This window comes from Nocardia sp. BSTN01 (assembly GCF_015354405.1).
GTDB lineage: Bacteria > Actinomycetota > Actinomycetes > Mycobacteriales > Mycobacteriaceae > Nocardia.
Window position 1 is genome coordinate 118,176 of the sequence record NZ_JADKYP010000016.1, and the last position, 17,964, is coordinate 136,139.

Annotated in this window: 17 protein-coding genes, 4 tRNA genes and 1 pseudogene; 9 read left to right on the forward strand and 13 right to left on the reverse strand. The window is 64.7% G+C overall.

Annotated elements, in window-relative coordinates:
• Nucleotides 1-313 precede the first annotated feature (313 nt).
• The 3 genes from IRT45_RS15975 to IRT45_RS15985 all read left to right on the forward strand — a co-directional run bounded on the left by IRT45_RS15975 (nucleotide 314) and on the right by IRT45_RS15985 (nucleotide 5,183).
• A complete protein-coding gene (locus tag IRT45_RS15975) occupies nucleotides 314-1,405 on the forward strand; it encodes a hypothetical protein (RefSeq protein WP_194806637.1) in 1,092 nt (363 codons plus the stop codon).
• 719 nt (nucleotides 1,406-2,124) lie between these two features.
• Entirely contained in the window at nucleotides 2,125-3,414 is a 1,290-nt protein-coding gene (locus IRT45_RS15980; RefSeq protein WP_194806638.1) for a hypothetical protein, read from the forward strand.
• The gene (locus tag IRT45_RS15985) at nucleotides 3,411-5,183 is read left to right on the forward strand and encodes an Hsp70 family protein (protein WP_194806639.1); all 1,773 of its coding nucleotides are present in this window, start codon (nucleotides 3,411-3,413) and stop codon (nucleotides 5,181-5,183) included. The genes IRT45_RS15980 and IRT45_RS15985 overlap by 4 nt, the downstream gene beginning before the upstream one ends.
• 169 nt (nucleotides 5,184-5,352) lie before the next feature.
• On the opposite strand, the gene IRT45_RS36895 is transcribed toward IRT45_RS15985, so the two are convergent.
• From IRT45_RS36895 to IRT45_RS36905, 5 genes are all read right to left on the reverse strand, one after another.
• Nucleotides 5,353-5,745: an integrase core domain-containing protein gene (locus IRT45_RS36895; protein WP_309240988.1), complete on the reverse strand. Its 393-nt coding sequence runs from the start codon at nucleotides 5,743-5,745 to the stop codon at nucleotides 5,353-5,355.
• A complete protein-coding gene (locus IRT45_RS15995; RefSeq protein ID WP_194806641.1) occupies nucleotides 5,673-5,993 on the reverse strand; it encodes an IS3 family transposase in 321 nt (106 codons plus the stop codon). The genes IRT45_RS36895 and IRT45_RS15995 overlap by 73 nt, the downstream gene beginning before the upstream one ends.
• A gap of 110 nt (nucleotides 5,994-6,103) precedes the next feature.
• The gene (locus tag IRT45_RS16000; protein WP_309240995.1) at nucleotides 6,104-6,379 is read right to left on the reverse strand and encodes a transposase; all 276 of its coding nucleotides are present in this window, start codon (nucleotides 6,377-6,379) and stop codon (nucleotides 6,104-6,106) included.
• Nucleotides 6,380-6,443: 64 nt separating this feature from the next.
• Nucleotides 6,444-6,641 carry a transposase gene (locus IRT45_RS36900; RefSeq protein WP_228534410.1) on the reverse strand — a complete coding sequence of 66 codons (198 nt, stop codon included), beginning with the start codon at nucleotides 6,639-6,641 and terminating at the stop codon, nucleotides 6,444-6,446.
• Nucleotides 6,642-7,100: 459 nt separating this feature from the next.
• The gene (locus tag IRT45_RS36905) at nucleotides 7,101-8,039 is read right to left on the reverse strand and encodes an ISL3 family transposase (RefSeq protein WP_309240989.1); all 939 of its coding nucleotides are present in this window, start codon (nucleotides 8,037-8,039) and stop codon (nucleotides 7,101-7,103) included.
• A gap of 230 nt (nucleotides 8,040-8,269) precedes the next feature.
• Between IRT45_RS36905 and IRT45_RS16010 the strand changes: the two genes are divergently transcribed.
• Complete coding sequence (locus tag IRT45_RS16010; protein WP_309240990.1) at nucleotides 8,270-9,970, forward strand: ISL3 family transposase; 1,701 nt, start codon at nucleotides 8,270-8,272, stop codon at nucleotides 9,968-9,970.
• A 578-nt stretch (nucleotides 9,971-10,548) separates the two neighbouring features.
• Here the strand turns inward: IRT45_RS16010 and IRT45_RS16015 are convergent.
• The 5 genes from IRT45_RS16015 to IRT45_RS16035 all read right to left on the reverse strand — a co-directional run bounded on the left by IRT45_RS16015 (nucleotide 10,549) and on the right by IRT45_RS16035 (nucleotide 11,915).
• Entirely contained in the window at nucleotides 10,549-10,905 is a 357-nt protein-coding gene (locus tag IRT45_RS16015; protein WP_194806643.1) for a hypothetical protein, read from the reverse strand.
• Nucleotides 10,906-10,936: 31 nt separating this feature from the next.
• Nucleotides 10,937-11,494 carry a DUF3558 domain-containing protein gene (locus tag IRT45_RS16020; RefSeq protein WP_194806644.1) on the reverse strand — a complete coding sequence of 186 codons (558 nt, stop codon included), beginning with the start codon at nucleotides 11,492-11,494 and terminating at the stop codon, nucleotides 10,937-10,939.
• A 162-nt stretch (nucleotides 11,495-11,656) separates the two neighbouring features.
• Nucleotides 11,657-11,731, reverse strand: a tRNA-Val gene (locus tag IRT45_RS16025).
• Between the two features lie 17 nt (nucleotides 11,732-11,748).
• Nucleotides 11,749-11,819: transfer RNA gene (locus IRT45_RS16030), tRNA-Cys, on the reverse strand.
• Between the two features lie 23 nt (nucleotides 11,820-11,842).
• Nucleotides 11,843-11,915, reverse strand: a tRNA-Gly gene (locus IRT45_RS16035).
• A 647-nt stretch (nucleotides 11,916-12,562) separates the two neighbouring features.
• On the opposite strand from IRT45_RS16035, the gene IRT45_RS16040 reads away from it, so the two are divergent.
• Nucleotides 12,563-12,634: transfer RNA gene (locus IRT45_RS16040), tRNA-Val, on the forward strand.
• Nucleotides 12,635-12,722: 88 nt separating this feature from the next.
• Here the strand turns inward: IRT45_RS16040 and IRT45_RS16045 are convergent.
• The gene (locus IRT45_RS16045; protein WP_309240991.1) at nucleotides 12,723-12,950 is read right to left on the reverse strand and encodes an excisionase family DNA-binding protein; all 228 of its coding nucleotides are present in this window, start codon (nucleotides 12,948-12,950) and stop codon (nucleotides 12,723-12,725) included.
• Here IRT45_RS16045 and IRT45_RS16050 point away from each other — a divergent pair.
• Nucleotides 12,922-13,311: pseudogene (locus IRT45_RS16050) on the forward strand (MMPL family transporter); the annotation flags it as partial. The gene IRT45_RS16045 and the pseudogene IRT45_RS16050 sit on opposite strands and share 29 nt — an antisense overlap.
• 67 nt (nucleotides 13,312-13,378) lie before the next feature.
• Nucleotides 13,379-14,353 (forward strand): alpha/beta fold hydrolase, encoded by a 975-nt coding sequence (locus IRT45_RS16055; RefSeq protein ID WP_194806645.1) that lies wholly within the window; start codon nucleotides 13,379-13,381, stop codon nucleotides 14,351-14,353.
• 7 nt (nucleotides 14,354-14,360) lie between these two features.
• Here IRT45_RS16055 and IRT45_RS16060 read toward each other — a convergent pair whose 3' ends face one another.
• Nucleotides 14,361-15,776, reverse strand: coding sequence for an amidase (locus tag IRT45_RS16060; protein WP_194806646.1), 1,416 nt, complete (start codon nucleotides 15,774-15,776; stop codon nucleotides 14,361-14,363).
• Nucleotides 15,773-16,342 carry a universal stress protein gene (locus IRT45_RS16065; protein WP_194806647.1) on the reverse strand — a complete coding sequence of 190 codons (570 nt, stop codon included), beginning with the start codon at nucleotides 16,340-16,342 and terminating at the stop codon, nucleotides 15,773-15,775. Before IRT45_RS16065 ends, IRT45_RS16060 begins: the two co-directional genes overlap by 4 nt.
• A 179-nt stretch (nucleotides 16,343-16,521) precedes the next feature.
• Between IRT45_RS16065 and IRT45_RS16070 the strand changes: the two genes are divergently transcribed.
• Nucleotides 16,522-17,127 carry a TetR/AcrR family transcriptional regulator gene (locus IRT45_RS16070; RefSeq protein ID WP_194806648.1) on the forward strand — a complete coding sequence of 202 codons (606 nt, stop codon included), beginning with the start codon at nucleotides 16,522-16,524 and terminating at the stop codon, nucleotides 17,125-17,127.
• Between the two features lie 228 nt (nucleotides 17,128-17,355).
• On the forward strand, nucleotides 17,356-17,826 hold the full coding sequence (locus tag IRT45_RS38035) for a hypothetical protein (RefSeq protein WP_375540105.1): 471 nt from the start codon (nucleotides 17,356-17,358) through the stop codon (nucleotides 17,824-17,826).
• Nucleotides 17,827-17,964 lie beyond the last annotated feature (138 nt).

Consider the following 17,964-nt stretch of genomic DNA (forward strand, 5'->3'; position numbering starts at 1 on the left):
CACCCAGCCAGCGCCCGCAGCAATCACTCCGGAGTCATCCTGACCGCACCGCTGTGCCTCGGCTTCCCGGCCGGATCTGTTCCCGGTTCGACACGGGCAGCAATAGCAGGCGATGATGACAACATCGGCACGGCAACGACTTTCGACGATCAGGTGTGGAACCATGATCATCACGAAGCTGATGCCGTGCCCGCGCCAGTGACACACCCCGAATCCGCAGGTCGGCCACTCAATTAACGGCCTTGCCAGAGCCCAGGAACCGAAGAGGGACCGAAGGGAGACAACCACATTGGCACATTGGTCTACCGGGTTCATGGACTTCCACGAGGAGATCTACGCCCCACCACCGGGCCCGCCGGAACCGCCGCGCATCAACTGCCTCGAATGCGAGGGTGTGTTCACCACCTCGGATGCGCTACACGAGCATGTCTTCACCAGCCATCCGATCGCCAGCCCGGTTCTGCTTCACCGTGGCGTAGTGTGCGGCAGCGCCACGCTGTTGGTTCAGCGAGCTACCAAACCTGCGGATTGGTCTGTGGTCAACTGTGATTGGACGCGCGTCGACGAGGTGGTGGTCCCACCGGAGCGCCTCGGTGAACACCTTTCCAGGGAAAGCGGTTTCGTCAAGGTCGAGATCGGCAACATGCGCACGAACACGACCTACAAGTTCGACTTCGCGATTGCGGCCGAGCAGGACCTCATAGGTGTCGACAACGTTTTGGAGCAGTTGCTCGACAAGGTTGAGAAAGTCGCGGAGTTCGAGATCACGCCGAAATCGATCAGCAGCGACTTCCTCGACCGAACCGCTCCCTTCGACACCGCACGCAAGTACGCTGAGGGGATCGCGGAGTACCTGTATTGGCTCGCGCACCGCAGGGCCGGGGGCGCATCGGATGTCGCTCTCGATCGTGAGAAGCTGAACCGGTCCGCAGAGCTGCTTCGGCACATGCACCGGCCCGTCGCCCTCGCGGTGACGAGCCTGATCTCCCTATATCACAATCATTTTGAAGAAGCGGCGGACAGAGCGCTGAGTCGAGGGCTGCACGCCGTCGCAGCGCGCCTCGCCCGAATGTTGACAGCGGGAGCGCAGCCGGTGGATCCGGGACGGATCGTCCATGACCTCGCGGACCTTGAGCGACGGCTGATCGACAAGAGGACCCAGGCCCTGATCGACTTGTGCCGCCTGCCGATCGATGCCTCCGCGACCGACGACGTGGCTGGTTTCGACCATATTTACGTCGCCACAGAGTCTTACGACCGTACAAAAGCACATCTGTTTATCGCCGAATACCATCTCGCAACCGGCACCCCCTACACCGAACGACTCATCCGGGCTGCTGGGCAGAATGGTGTTCCCGAACACTGGGTGGAATCCCGCCTCAATCTCATCGGCGACGAAGGATAGATGTGACAGACGACAGCTGCGATCAGGGTGTTCGACAACGTGGGCACAGCTGGAACAGTGCGGCAGACCCCGGTCGACGGAAAGGCTCGAGTCGACGATCCCAGCGACAGGCTCGGGACAGTGCCGACTCGCCCCGACGGACCAACGGTCGCTCTGCCGGACGAATGACAGACGACCAGAACGACGATGCCCGGATCGAACAGGCTCGACCGGAAACTCGGCAGATCCAAGATGATGGCGGAAAACATCCTTTCGTAAAAGGATCCACTCGACTGCGCGGCCGCGCGAAAAGGGCGCAGGCCGGAAAATTCATATCGCGTAGCTCCGAGCAAGCCCCACGAGACGGCGCGACCTATCCCGCTCCGCGCGGCGACGACATGCGCCGCCGGCAACAAGATGGCTTCGCCCGCAACGCCCGTCGCCACAAAGATGGTTCCACGCGTGCCGGCCACCGAACTCCGAGACGCTCGCAGAGGGACGCTGTACAGCAGTCATTCCGCAGCGAAAACGCGCCTCGACGCAATAGCCAGGTCCAGAAAGCAGAGCCGAAGCGGACGATGACGGAGGTAGCGCCCACCATGCCCGACGCTCCTACCAGCGAACCCATCCGGAACGACAAAGCCGCGCAAGTAGTTCCTCCGCCAGAGCTTGCCGCTGCTGCTGAACCATCGAGTTCTCCCGACCAAGCAAAGGCGGGACCGGACAGCGAGATTCCCCCCATGACAGCCGAACTCCCGGCGGGCGACAGCCAGACATCACCCACCCGTCCCGATGAAGAAGCAAACGAGGCAGCGGCAGAGGTCGCCGCTCCTCCAACGGCTGTCTCCTCGCCGGATCGGGAAGCCGGAGAGGCCGACATCGAAGGCGAACCTCGGGCCGAGACCCAGGTCGAGGTCGAGGACGAGGCAGGAGCTCGACCGGGCGACCGGCCGAAGCGCACGACTGTCGAGCACGTCCGCTCGTTCGCGGATTTCCTCCGGTTTCTGGTTGAACTCGAGGGAGAGCTCAAAACGCTCCCTCTCGAAAAGAATTCCCCTGCGCGGAAGGCGCTGTGGGCGTCGGTCGACTTCGACAATTTCGCGGATGTGATCGCCCGCATCGCGGAGCGCGATTTCAAACTATCCACCAGTGTCACCTTGCTGGTCTCGGCCGACAAGTTCGGGCTCGCTGGGAACGCGCGCCGGAACATCAATGAACTCGCCACGCGCATCGTGCTCGGGCACCGCTTGTTCCATACCGATGACACGCTGTGCGAGTCGCTATATCGGTTACTCAGCGGCGATCCGGACGAGGAAGCGCTGTCGCGTGCGCTCGGCCGAGCTCAGTACCTGATCAAGCACGCGATCGACGTCGAGCGCAACCGCAAGCCGGTGCCCAAGGCCAAGATCGCCGCCATGGCGGCTCTCGCCGAAAACGCGGCTCAAGCGGTGGTGCTGATCGCCGCATCCGCGGCGGACTGGAACGTCGCGCGGTGTGTCGAGATCTTCGCGGACAAGCTCTGGGGCGCCGGCGGCCCTGTTCCGGAATCCGCGGCAGCACGCGAAAAACTGGCCACGCTGTCGAAATCCGCACGCGTAACAGCAGCCCTCATTGTCGATTCCACGCGCAATCGACTGCGATCGGCGGAATCCGAGCGAGATCACGCGCGCACGCAGATGCAGGTAGCGCAGAACCAGTGCCGGCGATTGTCCCAAGAACTCGCTGCCGCTCGCGCGCGCAGCACCGAAATCGAGTCGGAGCTGAATAGCCGGATTGCTGCGCTCCAGCAGGAATCCGATGCTCGCCGCAAGGAACGTATGCTTGTGACATCGGATTTCAAGAGGGTGAGAGTCGATACCGCCCGGGTCATCGGACAACAGGTCGAATCGCTCGAAGACGCGCTCGGTGCCCTCGAAAACGGAGACACCGACGTGACCGACGAGTTTGTCAGGCACTCGATCAAACATCTGAAACGTAGTTTGTCAGCACTTCGGTCGGCTGCCGAAGAAGATTTGCAGGGGAAAGCATGACCGTCGTAGGTTTCGACTTCGGCACCACAAATAGTCTTGTCTCGGTCGTCATCGGCGACAACCGTGCGGAGAATCTTGTCGATGAAACGGGTCGGCCGGTGCCGTCGATCGTCAAATACGAGGGGCTCCGGAAAGTGGTCGGGCAGGCCGCCAAGGATGAGCTCGACGCCACCGATCTCGGCATCCACGGCAGTTTCGTGAAATCTCCGAAAACCTACCTCGGTAAAGAGACGATGACCGTCGAAGGGGTCGAGCGCAGTCCGATCGATGTCACCCACGACGTCATCGAGCATGTGCGGAAATGCGCGCTCGCAGTGGCGGAGAAGGAAAATTACCTTTCCGAAATCACCGAGGCTGTGGCCACCATTCCCGTCAATATGAACGGCCGCCAGCGCCGCGATCTGCGGGATGCCTACAATCGCAGCGGAATTCGTGTGGTCCAGTTCGTCCACGAACCTTTCGCTGCACTGTACGGACACTTCCGGCCCCGTATGGGCACCGATTTCGCGCACCGTTTCGATCGCAAGAACATTCTGGTCGTGGACTGGGGTGGCGGCACCCTGGACCTCACCTTGTGCCGACTGGACAGCGGCCGCGTCGTCCAGTTGCAGAATGCCGGCACAAGCGACCTCGGCGGCGATCATTTCGACGCGGCGCTCCGTAATTGGATTGTCGGGCGGGTTGTCAATGATCCGTCCGTGATCGGCTGGGACAGACGTCGGCAGCTTCGTCACAAATGCGAGCAATTGAAGATCAAACTGTCCGAAGTCGAACGAGCGACCCTCTACATCAACAACTTCCACACGGAGAGCGGCGAGCCGCTCAAACAGGTGGTGACACGTGACGATTTGGAGAGTATCGCGAAGCCGATGATCGATCGTGCGATGGACTCCATCACGGCCCTGCTCGATGCGGCCCATCTCAGCGGCTCACAGGTCTCCATGTGCCTGGTTACCGGTGGCATGTCGCAGATGCCGGCGATCGTGTCCCGACTCCGCGAACTCTTCGGCCATCGGGTCGAAGTGTCTTCGAACAGTGCGACTTTGGTAGCCCAGGGTGCGGCGTGGATCGCGCACGACCGGCAGCAGTTGGAGCTGGCGAAGGATATCGAGGTCCGTATTGCCCGCGGCTCCTACTTCCCGCTGCTCAAGGCGGGTACGAGGGTGCCCTTCGAAGGTCAGGAGCTGGTGGACGACAAGTTGAACCTGTATTGCGCGGATCCGCGCGACGGCCACGCGAAGTTCCAGTTCTGCACACCCACCCGCCCCGGGACCGATATCCCGCGGACCGATCCACGTGACGAGTTCGGCGCTCTCCGCCTTAACGTCGATCGCCGAGCGCAACGGCTCTTCGAACGCCTCACCCTCACCACGAAGCTGGACGCCGACGGCGTCGTGCACATCGCGGCGATGTCCCAGCTGAACGGGCATCGCGCGAGCACGGCCTTGTACGACTTGCAGTTCGGGATCTCGCTCGGATCGGTGAAGTCGGACGGAGGCGTCGCCGCCGATCCCGACCCGCCGACACCAGCGGCGGAAGCACTGCACGAAATCGGCAGTGTCGTCCTGCGCTCGAATATCGCCGACAAGAAGGACGAATCCTACGTACCGGGCGATCTGGAATTGCTGTCCAAGCAGTCGGGCTACTTCGATCGGCGGTACGGTAAGGCGTCCCAGATGCAGATCGAAGAACGCCTCTACTACCAGCCGTGTGCACGTTGCAAGCGAATGGTCAACGACCCCGAGTGCCGCTGCGGCTCCCGTCGCTGAGCGGAGGGAACCCCAGCACCACAACCCGGCGCCGCCTCTCGAATCCGCATGCCGCCAGGCAAGACTGTCAGTCGAAGGTCCATTGCTACTGCGGGGGGCTGCTGCAGGGGTGTGACATGACCCCGGTGGTTGGGTCCGGGTGATCTGGCCCCCGCTTGTCGGTCCGGGCTTACGAGAGTTGAGGGCTTGGTTGGATGTCCAGCCACAGCGTCTCATACTCGCTCGGGCTGAGGTGGCCGAGGTAGGAGTGCCGGCGTTCGGTGTTGTAAAAGTTGTCGATCCAGTCGGCCATCGCGATCGTCAATTCAAGGGTTGTCGGCCATTTCCTGGTATTGAGGAGTTCGGTCTGCATCCGCCCCCAAAACGATTCCATCGCTGCATTGTCGAAGTAATCCCCGACAGTCCCGAACGACGGCAGAAGACGATGCCGTCGCAGGTTCTCACCGAACGACCACGACGTGAATTGCGTTCCGTGATCGGCATGCAGTATCAAGCCAGTGCTGGTCGCTCGCAATAGTCTTTTCCGTCTCTCGCTGGGTGTTCGGTGATGTCGGTGCACCACAGCTGGTTCGGGCGAGCAGCGGTGAAGGCGCGGTTCACCAGGTCCGCGGGAGTGCTCACCTTGAGCATCGGGTGACCGCGACGTTTGCGTCTGGGCAGGCCGAACAGCCCACGCTCAGCCATGATTGAGGCGACCAGCTTGTGGTTGACGATCATCTCGCACTCGGCCAGCAACGCGGCCTTGATCCGGCGTTTGCCGTAGGTGCCGCGAGACTGGGTATGAATGCGGGATATCTCGTCCGCGACCACGATTCTGCGAATTGTTCTGGTGGACAACGGCTGCCGCCGCTGTCGCAGAAATGTGGATCTGTGTACACCAGCAGCACGGCAGGCGGCCCGCCCTGAATGTCCGAGCGCGATCAGCCCTTCGACGACCGCGATTCGCATTTTGGGGACACCACCGCCTGCGCATCGAACAATTCGCAGGCGTCGCGGGTGAGTTTCAATTCGGCTTCCAACGCAGCGATCCGTTTGTTCGCTGCGGCCAGTTCATCGGCTTCCACGCTCGGGATACCCTCTCGGACACCCGCATCGATGAGGACCTGCGCCTTCCATCGGAACAAGGTGGCAGGCGAGATCCCTGTCTCGGCCGCGATCTCGGCGACGGGCTCGCCGGCTCGCAGGCGAGCGCACACTTGTGTCAATGCCGACCCAATCCTGGATCTGGCACGCTTTCCGTGATTTCGCGCGCTCGATGGTTCAGTCGCTGAGCAGGATTCGCTTGCGGAGCAGGTCGAGGTTGGCGCGACCGAACATCTGGCGTTTGATCATTTTGATGCGATTGACGTGGCCTTCGACCGCGCCGCTGTTCCATTCCATCGTCAGTCCTGCGGTGGCGGCGTCCTGGTCGCGGCGTAGACCGCGAACGAACGAACGAGTGCAGGGCAGGGTGATCATCGGCGTCGACGGCTTTCATCCAGGCTTCCAGCTCGCTGCCGCGCCGGTGCCGCATCATGTCGGCGAAACTGCGGACATGGTCGGCCAGTTCGCCAATTCAGGGCTGGCGGTGAGGATCGCGTCGAGTTGCCGCTGCTGGTCGGGTGTGAGGCCGGCGGGATCGGTCATCAGCCAGGACGTGGCCCGTCGCACTGTGGGCGGTTTGGGCGGTGTCCGCGCGACCTGGTCGCCGGTGCGGAATTGGTGCAGGTATTTCCGCAGGATCTTGTCACTGCCGCGGTAGCCACGAGCCTTGATCTCGACAAACAGTTGAGTGGCATTAGTGCAGCCCTCGTTCCACCGTTGGTGCAGATAGGGCTTGTAATCCTCGAGAATGCTGCGACGGAACCCGGTCCGGTTGTTGACCAGCAGCTCGTGCGGGCTGGCAGCGCGGGCGAACCGACGGGCGGTGCCGCGAGCCTAACCCAGGTCTGCGGCTATGCGGCGGATGCTGCGGCCCTCGGCGAGCAGTTGATGCACCGCTTCGTAGCGCAGCCGGGTGCGCACGGCGGTCCGGTCGGTCCGCTCGGCCGGCCCCAAAGGCATCGGGGATGGTGCTGGCGTGGTGGCCGGTTGCGGTGACATGGGTTCGGACTCGTCGGCGATGGCGGCCGCGAGGTATCGACGATGGGTGGTGACGGCTCGTTCGACCGCTTCGCCGAGGTTGTGCCACATGTGCCAGCGGTCGGCGACCTGCACGGCGTTCGGGGCGCCCGAGCGGATAGCGTCGGCGTAGGCGCCGCCGCGATCGCGGCATACGATCTCGATACCCGGACGGTCGCGCAGCCACCTCGCCAAGGTCTCGATGGTGCGATCGGGCAGGACCTCGACCGGACGCCGGGTTTGCATGTCGATGAGGATCGTGCCGTAGTGGTGGCCCCGGCGCAGCGCGAAGTCGTCGACGCCGAGCACCGTCGGGACCGGCGCTGCCGGATCGGGTAGCGCTCTGATCTGCCGCAACAGTGTCATCCGGCTCACCGCGGCGGCCAGATGCCGGGTCAACCGCGCACCGGGGCGACCGCCCAAGGCCAGTGCCACAGCGCGCAAGAGCCGCTGCAACACCGTGGTGCGCCGCGCGTGCCGCCCGGACAACTCGGGCACCTGCTCAGCGAAAGTCTTTCTGCCGCAATCAGTGTTGTCGCAGAACAAACGCCGCACCCGCAGCCGGATCATGACCTCGCGCCCGCCCACGGCAGTGTCGGACAACCGCCGCTCGTAACGGCTGTGCACCCGCCTCGACGCCATCGAACACGCCGGACACCCGACCGGACCGTCACCGGTCTCGGCCGTAATCCCGATCACCGGCCCCGTCGCACCGATTCCATCAATCCGCAGCCCGTTCAGGTGCGGGAACAACACCGCCCACGGCCCAACCTCTGAACACCGGGCACATGATCAATCACCATGCCGCTGAACGCAATCCGCCTGGGTCAATCACGGAAAGCGTGCCAGATCCAGGATTGGGGTTCTGGTTCACATTTCGTGATTGACCCAGACCGGGATACGTTGGGCTGCTTGATGGTTGGCGAAGTGGCTGATGCTCTGATCTTGGTGTGTTGACGATCTTGTTTCCACACCTGGACGGTCTGGTGATCGGCGCCGTTCGTGCTGTCGGTTCCACGGTCCGGATCGACGCGGCCACTCCGGACGAGCAGGTGGAATGCCCTGGCTGCGCGACGCCGTCGCACCGCGTCCACAGCCGGTATCGACGGCGATTGTCCGACACCGCGATCTCCGGGCGGGAAGTCGTGATCGCCCTGCGGATCCGCCGGTTGTTCTGCGACAACTCGGACTGCGGGAGAAGAACTTTCGCTGAGCAGGTCCCTCGGCTTGCCGCCCGTTACGCACGGCGGACACTTCTGCTGGAGCAGGTCCTGCGCCCGGTCGCGCTGGCGTTGGGCGGACGGGCCGGTGCCCGGTTGACCGGGCAACTCGCGGCCCAGGTCGGTCGCACGACCTTGCTGCGCCGGATCCGCGCACTGCCGGACCCGAAACGAACGACGCCGCGCGTTCTCGGGGTCGACGACTTCGCCCTGCGCCGTGGGCACCGCTACGGAACGATCCTGATCGACATGAACACCCGCTGCCCGGTCGACGTCCTGACCGACCGCAGCGCTGACACCTTGACCACCTGGCTGCGGGCACATCCGGGCGTCGAGATTGTTTGCCGTGATCGCGCCAGCGCATACGCCGAAGGCGCAACGAAAGGCGCACCCAAGGCGATCCAGGTCGCAGATCGCTGGCACCTCTGGCACAACCTCGGCGAAGCCGTCGAGCGCGCCGTCGCCCGGCATCGGGCCTGCCTCAGCGCAGCGGTCGAGCATCCTGGTGAGCCGTTGCTGCCCGACATCGGCGAGGTCGCCGCAGGCATGAGGCACCGGCCGGTCGACCCCGCGCAACGCCGCGACCGCGTTGCGGTCCGCACCCGGGAACGTTACGCCCAGGTCCACGCACTGCTGGCCGAAGGCGAAACCATCCGGGCTATCGGGATCCGGCTGGGCTTGGCGCGCAACACCGCCCGCCGCTTCGCCCGCGCCCAGTCGCCGGAGGAACTGTTGGTCAACAACGGCACCGGCCACCGCGTCGGCCTGCTCGACGAATTCAAGCCCTACCTGCACCGGCGATGGAACGAGGGCTGCACGAACGCCACCAGGCTGTTCGAGGAAATCCGCGCCCGCGGCTACCGGGGCCGGGGGAGCATGGTCCGCGCCTACCTCCAGCAGTTCCGGGTGACCGCCCACATCCCGGCGCCGCCACCGAAGCCGCCAGCCGCGCGCCGCGTCGCGGCATGGATCATGACCGATCCCGCGGTGTTGGCTCCCGACGACCAGCAGCGCCTCGACGCGATCCTTGCCGCCAGTCCGGAATTGGATTCCCTAGCGGGCCATGTTCGCGCGTTCGCGACCATGATGACCGAACTGAAGGGCAAGCAACTCGAACAATGGATGAGCTGTGTCGATGCCGACGACCATTGCGGATCGTCGGTTTCGGGTCCGACTCCAGATACAAGCGGACCGCTCGAGTCTTCAACTCGTCCCGGTATTTCTTCGGTGCCGCCACGAATGGCTCTTTCCTGGCCCTATCGGACCATGCTCAGAGCCCTCCAAGGAAGCGGGGAACCTCAGCCTGCACTGCGGCACCGTCCATGCCAGGCAGTTGCCACTGCGTCGACTGCTGCACCTGCGCGAACAGGCAGCATGAGCAGGCAACACCGCTGCCATGAAGGTGCTGGACATGCTGATAAGCGCAACGTCGACGCCAGGCGTGAGCCCACCCGGCCGTGGCCGTAGGCGGGAGCCACACCCGTCGCCCTCGCCCGTCGCCCCGAGACCTGTGCTGCCCAGTAGTTGGTGTCGGCACGGCACGAGTCTCGCCCTATCGGACGAGCAGCCCGAAGCCGTTGCCGTCGCGCTCTTTTTGGCCTGCTGCGACCCGCTGCCCGTAGCCGGGCTGCCCGTCGTGAGCCGGTCACCAACCCCAGAGGCGGAAATTCCGGGCAGCCCAACAACGGTGCGAATGACATTCCCTGCGGGCAACCTTCGCGATGGCAGCGGACGCGATGGCAGCGGACACGGATCGGGGCGCGACCGGCAGCTCCGGCACCTCGGCCCCACCATCGCCGAGGAGGGCGCGAGGCAGTCACATTCCGGGACGGTCGCAGCAGTCCGGCTCGGGCCGATGGGTCCCCCTGCCATCGCGGAAAGCACCGGGGGGGGGGTGTCGCCCAATCGCCGCCGGAAAGTCGCGGATAGACCAGACGGTCGCGGCATCCCTCTCACACGAAAATTTCGAGAGAAGCGGACTTCTTACTCCGGGAAAAGGCGTTACCCAGCTGCCCGCCGCGCGAGGACTAAGTGTGCCTGCGCAATCAGCGGAATCTGTCGGTGTTCGCGTCCTCGGCCTCGGCGTAGGCCGCTGCCGCCTTGCGTAGCAGGTCCTGTGCCGCCTGGAGTTCCCCCTGGACTTCCTTCATTCGTTGTTTGATCGAATCCTCGCCGCTACCCTTGCGGGTGAATTTCTCCGCCAACTGGACACCCATCGTGAAACCACCGAAACCGGTTACGGTCTCGACGGTCCGCACGGCATAGCCGAGGTCGTCGATTTCGTCGATGAGATCTTGCAGCCCTTTGATAGCGCGGTCGAGAGCATCGGGCTCGATCTTCAACCTCAGATTGCCTTGCGCCACTTCCTCACCGAGCTGTTCCCAAATGTCCTGTTCCGACATGCGCTGTTCCCCAATCGGTTTCGGTGGTCGCCTACTTCGCGGGAAGGTCCTTGTCGAGCACGCCCGCTATCCGCTTCGCTTCGGCGCAGGCGTCGCCGCCCTGGTGGGCGCTGAGCTTCGGCGCAACCGCGAATTGAACTGGCCCCGTGGGGATGTCGAACACAATCGTGCATCCGTCGGGCTCGTCGTTTTGAAGCAGCTGTGTAGCCGGTCGGCCAGCCACAGTCACCGGCTGCGGGTCGTGGAACAAGGTCGTGTTGTGCACAACTTCCTCGTAGGTATGCGCACTGGTGGAGTAGACGTGCAGCTCGTACCAGCTGTCACTCATCCATCCGCAGATGTCCCAGCCTGGAAACTTGGTCCCGAGCGCGCCGACTTGTTTCCGGCCCGGATTCAGACCGACCGCCGCGACGTCGGTATCGGGGATCGAGCACGGGTCCCACCTGGTGTTGCTTGCGTTCGTGGCCGATGCCGAAGATGTCCCCGCTTTATCCGTGGTGGGCGATACGGGCGAGCCGCTGGTCGTGGACGAGCATCCGGCCAGGAATGCGGCTGCGGCACACGCAGCGGCGATCGGTGTGAGCTTCATGGGTTCCCCTCCGTCGGCGGCATCGGTGCATGAGTCTATGACGTACCGGGGCGGGGCTGCGGTTCCGTGTTGGCGCAACAAGATCGTAAGAAGTTCAGTTCACAGTCAGTTCACGGATACAAGAAAGCCCCGGTCGAAACCGGGGCTGACCTGCCATTTCGTTGGTGCGCGATACTGGGATTGAACCAGTGACCTCTTCCGTGTCAGGGAAGCGCTCTCCCGCTGAGCTAATCGCGCGTGGTTCGCCTACTCAGAGGCGGCGACGGGAATCGAACCCGTGTGCACGGCTTTGCAGGCCGTTGCCTCACCACTCGGCCACACCGCCAACCAAGGCCGGGTTGGCCTTCGAGCGGATGACGGGATTCGAACCCGCGACCCTCACCTTGGCAAGGTGATGCGCTACCAACTGCGCTACATCCGCATGCTGCGTCTCCGGGGCTTTTCGGCCCCTTCCGGCTGCGAGAGAGAACATTAGCCCACAACCCGCGCGCTCAACAAATCGCCTGGTAGATGGGGGTAAAAGTGAATAACACGGATGTGTTTTTCCGGGGTGCAAGTGCACCCCATCGGGGATGACGCTGGTGTGGTGACGAAAGGTGTGGTGTCCTTCCGCGTCGCTGACGACCCCTGACCCCAAAGGGGCATCCGTTCGGTGCGGCGACTGCGGCCGCGCACTCCCCGCCGGCGTCCGTCGCCCGCTGTGGTTGACCGACAGCGGAGTACGGATACTGGACCGGGTGCTGGGTGTCCAACTCGCCGCCTAGCTCGGGGCGGCGGCGCGCAGTTCGGTCGGTCCTCTTTCCGCGCCCCTGTCTCCGCGATGCAAGCAACCGCAACCGCGGCCCGGTCGGACGCGGCACCGCCCAATATCCCGCAGCGCTCACGCCGATAGAGGCATCTACCGCGCGACGATCCGGCTCACACGAGACCTTCTGCGTCCGTTCACGTTCCATCCATCACCGACCGACTGAAACGTCCAGGTCAGGCCCCGATTTGGTGTGACCCCCGGGATGCGTGTTAAGGTTCCTTCTCGTTCGGAACGGCACTCCAGCCGCCCCGAAATCTCCCGGTCCCATAGCTCAGCGGGAGAGCGCTCGCCTCACACGCGAGAGGTCGCTGGTTCGAAACCAGCTGGGACCACTTCGTTTGCGCAGGTCATCCGTGGTTTTCGGCAATCGGGTGTCCATTCGTGCAACTTGCGTGCAATAGCTGGTTTCTCATGCCACTCTCACTTGATGGGGCGCATGGCTTTGTCGATGTCTTCCGCGGCAATGCGGACCTGACCGCGAAATCTGTATGCCGGTAGCTGGCCGTCCGCGATCATTCGACGGATGGTGTCTCGATTGACGCTGGCGCGTTGAGCTGCTTCGGCGATGGAGACATAGCGGCTCAGGGGAGTCGAAGAGGTTGCTGCGTGGGATCGCGAAATCCTTAGCGTCTCGTCTCCCCACTCCACCGACTACGAGGTCTTCCTGATGTCGCGTATGGTCGAGGCGCACGACCGGGGCGCCGGCACCGAAGCGGCCGTCGTGGCCGGGGTCTCCCGCACCGGCAGGATCATCACGGCGGCGGCCACCCTGTTCATCATCGTCACCGGCGCGGCAGCGCTGTCGCAGGTCGCGCTGATCAAGGTAGCGGCGCTGGGCATGGCCTCGGCGATCCTGATCGACGCGACCGTCGTGCGGATGCTGCTTGTGCCCGCCCTCGTCAAGTTGATGGGTCCGGCGAACTGGTGGACTCCGTTCCGTCGCCCGCGGACCCGACCGCCGGGCGAGCATCTCGACCGCCGGTCGCAGAAGGCGCCGAGCGGTCTGTGACCGTCGACGCATACAGAGCCCCCTGCTACTATTGCAACTATTACAAAAACTGACAGGGGGAGCACACATGTCGAGTCGGGTCAGCCAGAAATCCGCCGGGCCGGACCGGCCGTTCCGCAGGCAACCGTTCGCTCACCTACCGGAACAGCCGGCCCGGGTGCATCCCTACTACATGTCCGAGGCGCACGAGGCGGCCATGGAATCCGCAGCGCTCGGAACGCTGCGGATCCATTATCGAACCTACGGCGACGGAGAGCCGCTGTTGCTGGTCCACGGCTTGATGACCAGCAGTTATTCGTGGCGTTATGTGCTCGACGGATTGGGGGCGCACTATCGGCTGATCATTCCGGATCTTCCTGGCGCCGGCCGTAGTTCGGGGCCGTCGAGGCGGTTGTCGGTGGCGCGGCTGGGCTCGTGGCTGGGCGAGTTCCAGGAGGCGATCGGCGTGCGTGGTTGTGCTGTAATGGGCAATTCCCTCGGTGGTTATCTGGTGCTGTCGCACGCTTTGGCCGACCCGGGGGCGTATTCCCGGGTCGTCGCGATCCATCCGCCGGCCTTCCCCGAGGCGAGACTGCACGCGATGCGGGCCGCGTTGTCCCTGCCGGGTGCCGGACGCGTGTTCGGGTCGTGGGTCCGGCGCGATACCGCGCGCTGGGCGCACCGAACCGTGCACTACTACGACGACACTCTCAAGTCGCTCGAGGAGATGCGGGAGTACGGCGACCCGTTGAAGTCGGCCGACGGTACCCGCGCGTTCGTGAGTTATCTGCGAGACGTGATGAGGCCCAGCGATTTCGCCGAATTCGTGGACGAGCTGAGATGGCGCGGGACCGAGGGTAGGTCGTTCCCGGTACCGCTGCAACTGCTGTATGCCCGCCAAGATCCGATGGTCGATCCCTCGGTCGGCGAAAGGCTCGCCGCGCTCATCCCGGATGCGCGCCTGGACTGGGTGGAACGATCCTCGCACTTCGTTCAGGTCGACAGCCCGGCCGAAACGGTCGCGTGCGTTCTGCGATTCCTGGATCTCGACGGTCCCCGATAGGGTGCGTTCACCACCACGGCGTGGGAACGATCGTGTCCCAGCGCGACTGTGCCTCGAGTTGCGCGGCGACGCTGACCAGCATCCGTTCCGAGCAGGCGGGCCTGAGCAGTTGAGCCCCGAAGGGCAGGCCCGCGGCGGTGAAGCCGGCCGGGAATCCCACGGCGGGCCAGCCGAGGACGTTCCACGGGAAGGTGTACTGGATCGTCCCCAGGACGATGCGGTCGGTCTCGGCCATGCTCAGCCCGTCGACCACGCCGATCGGCGGGGGCGGCTGCGCGGTGGTCGGGCTCAGTACGAGGTCGAAGCGGGAGAAGATCCGGCCCACACGGTGGCGCAGCAGAGGTTCCACCGCCCGTGCCGAACGGCAGGCCGGACCCGATAGCGCAGCTCCCCAGCGCGCTTTCGCCGTCGTTCGTGGATCGACCTGTGCGGCGGGCAGTGCCCGAAGACGTTGCCGGACACCGGGAACGATGCGCGCCACCATCGACAGTGTCAGTAGGGGGCCGAAGGTCGGCTCGGCGAGTTCGACGCTGTGGCCGAGGCCGCATAACCGATCGGCCACCCGCCGGATACCGGCCTCCACGTCCGGATGCAAGCCGACGGCGGCCCCGGTGAACGCGGGGCGTAGAGACAGTGCGATCCGGAGCCGGCCGGGATCGGCGCCGACGGCGTCGGACAGCGAGGCCGGCGGTAACCCCGCCGATCCCGCGGTGAGCGGGCGGGCGATCACATCGAACAGCAGCGCTGCGTCGCCGACCGTGCGCGCGAGTGGTCCGAACACCGTCAAACCGTTGAACGGTTCCCGAGCGGGGTCGGTGGGAACACGCCCGCGCTGCGGCTTGATCCCGACGAGGTTGGTCCACGACACCGGTATGCGGATCGACCCGCCGCCGTCGGAGCCGATGGCCGCCGGCACCAGTCCGGCGGCGACCGCGGCCGCACTGCCGCCGGACGACCCGCCCGGCGTATGCGCGCGGTTCCACGGGTTGACCGTGTAGCCGAATGCCGGCGCACTCGTGAACGGCCACTGCCCGAGTTCGGGGGTGTTGGTTTTGCCGACGATCACCGCACCCGCCGCGCGGAGGCGCCGGACCACCTCCGAATCCTGAGTCTCCGGCGCGAAGGTGCCGCCGCACCCGAAGGAGGTCGGTGAACCGGCGACGTCCACGTCGTCCTTGACCGCGATCGGGACTCCGAGCAGGGGGCGACGTTCGCCTGCGGACAGGCGCTGGTCGGCCTCCCACGCCTCGGCCGTGGCGGGCTCACGGCGGATGAGACGAAAGGCGTTGAGGCTGTTCCGACTTGCCTCGATGCGGTCGAGCGCCACGGCGACCGCGTCGCGTGAGCTGATCGAACCGCAGGCCAGGTCGGCGGCCAGTGCGCGCAGTCCGCCGGAGGCCCCGCCCCGTTCGCCGCTGCTCACGAGACGGTCTGCGACGAGGCATCGGGCTGCGGATGCGCGGGAGCGAAAGCGCGAACACGCGTGGCCGTCATCGACTTTCGTCGCGGTTCGCGCCGGCGAGGCATCACCGGGTGGGCCGACGTAGGGCTCACGGACAGTACCGTGACGTGCGAACGGCGCGCGATCTCGTCGGACAGGGTGCCCAGCAGTCGGGTGATCGGCGAACTGGGGCCACGACCGGTGATGACGACGAGGTCGGCCTGCGCATCGGCTACAACGGCCAACAGTGCCTCGACCCGCGTACCGGGTACTGCCCGACTGACGACGTCGGTCGCGCCCCAGGCGCGTGCCTCTTGCGCTGCTACTGCGAGGGTTTCGTCGGCAGATGCCGCGCCGCGGACGAGATGGGCCTCGCGTTTGAGGACATCTGCCGCCGCGTCGACATCGTTTCCCCGTAGGTGGCCGTAGGAGCAGACGAGGACCAACCGTGAGCCTGCAGCGGAGGCGAAGCCGGCTGCGGCATGCACCGCGACGCGGGAAGCTTCGGAGCCGTCTGCATCGACGACGATCGTGCGGTATCGATTCATTCGACTGCTCCTGGAGCCGTCCGATGGAGGGGCCGGGGGCGCCGACCCTACTTCCGGTCGGCGAATGAGATCACATCCCCTGTGTTGCAATGGTTTTCGAACTTGTGATCATTGCAAAATCTCAAGGGGTAGACTAGCAACCCGCCCCAGTTATTGCAAGAGATGCAAAAAGGTGTGATGTGGACGTTCGGAAGAAGCGCACGATCGAAGCACTGCTGCGTGCTGCGGAGGAGACCTTCCGTGGGCGGACCATGGACAGCTGGACCCTCGAGGAAGTCGCCGACCGCGCCGGCGTGGCGGTCGGATCCATCTACAACCATTTCGGTTCGAAGGCAGGCCTGCTCGCGGCTGTTGTGGAGCGAGCCCTCGAGGCCGACCGGGAATTCATGAACCTGGCCTTCACACCGGATCGCACCCCAGCCGAGCAGGTGTATGCCGCCGCCGAGCAGTATCTCCAGTTCTACCTGGAGTATCCGGAATACTTCCGGATGCTCGCTTCCCCAGCCGATCCGGGACAATATCCTGCCGGTCGGGAGCTGGCCGAACGCATGGCATGCCAGATCAAGCAGCAGAACGATCGGCTCGTCGGTGCCATCCAGGTCGGGATCGACGCGGGCATCGCACGCCCGGTGGACGCCGAAAAGGTCGCCGTCGCCTTGCTCGCCGCATGGAACGGGATCATCAGCCTGAATTGGCGACCCGACAGTCTGCGTCGCGATGAACCCGAGCTGAGGAAACTGCTCGAGGCCGTAGTGGACGTGATCGCTCACGGCCTGTTGAAATAAGGCGCCCTGCGCCGCATCGAAGGCGCCGTCGGAGATGATCACTGCAGCTCTGATGCCGCGATAAGACCTCGGCCGCCACGAATCCTTGGACCTACAAGGTCCCGGCCTCCGCGAGCAACGTCGGCCCGGCGGACGAGAATACGACAAGATCAAGCCGTCGGATGTGGATCTCCGGGCGTACTGCACGCACACGCGCATCCCGCGCCGCACCTCCCTGAGATCCCGTACATCCACGCGGAACCCGAGACAGCGGTGGCGGCATGGGTCGAAACCCGCTGGAAGGGCGAGGGAGTGATCAGTCATGACGCGAAGCCGCTGCTGCGGGCCGGACTCGGCGCTCTGGGGGTCGTTGCGCAGTTCCTGGATGCGAATTACACGCCTGCCAAGCCGCGGCCACGGCCGGACCGTTCTGTACCGCCTGTCGTGGACTACGCGGCTACCACAGGCTTGCGCGACTTGCTCCGCCAAGCAGGAGTGATCGACAACCGGCTGGCGCTCGCCACGGCAGGTGGCCGCACGTCCGTCCTGACAAGGGAAGCCACCCTGGTCGGCATTCACATCCGGCAGCACACTCCGAGACGGAACAACGGCCGGAAAGCACCGAGTCAGTTGGTGATCCGCAGGCCGTCCCGCAGATCGCGCGTCGTCCCCGCATTTCCCTGGGCAGCAGCGGCCGTCTGTGGCAAGGGACAGTGGTAGCCAAGGCGCAAGCGCAGCAGAGCACTATCTCGCGTTCGAGGCTGGCGGTGACACGCTCGAAATTTCTGGCGTCCTTGGCAACTTGTCTGTTGGTGGTCGCCGGGCCTCCTCGTCCACACGCAAAGCCCGCCAATGTAC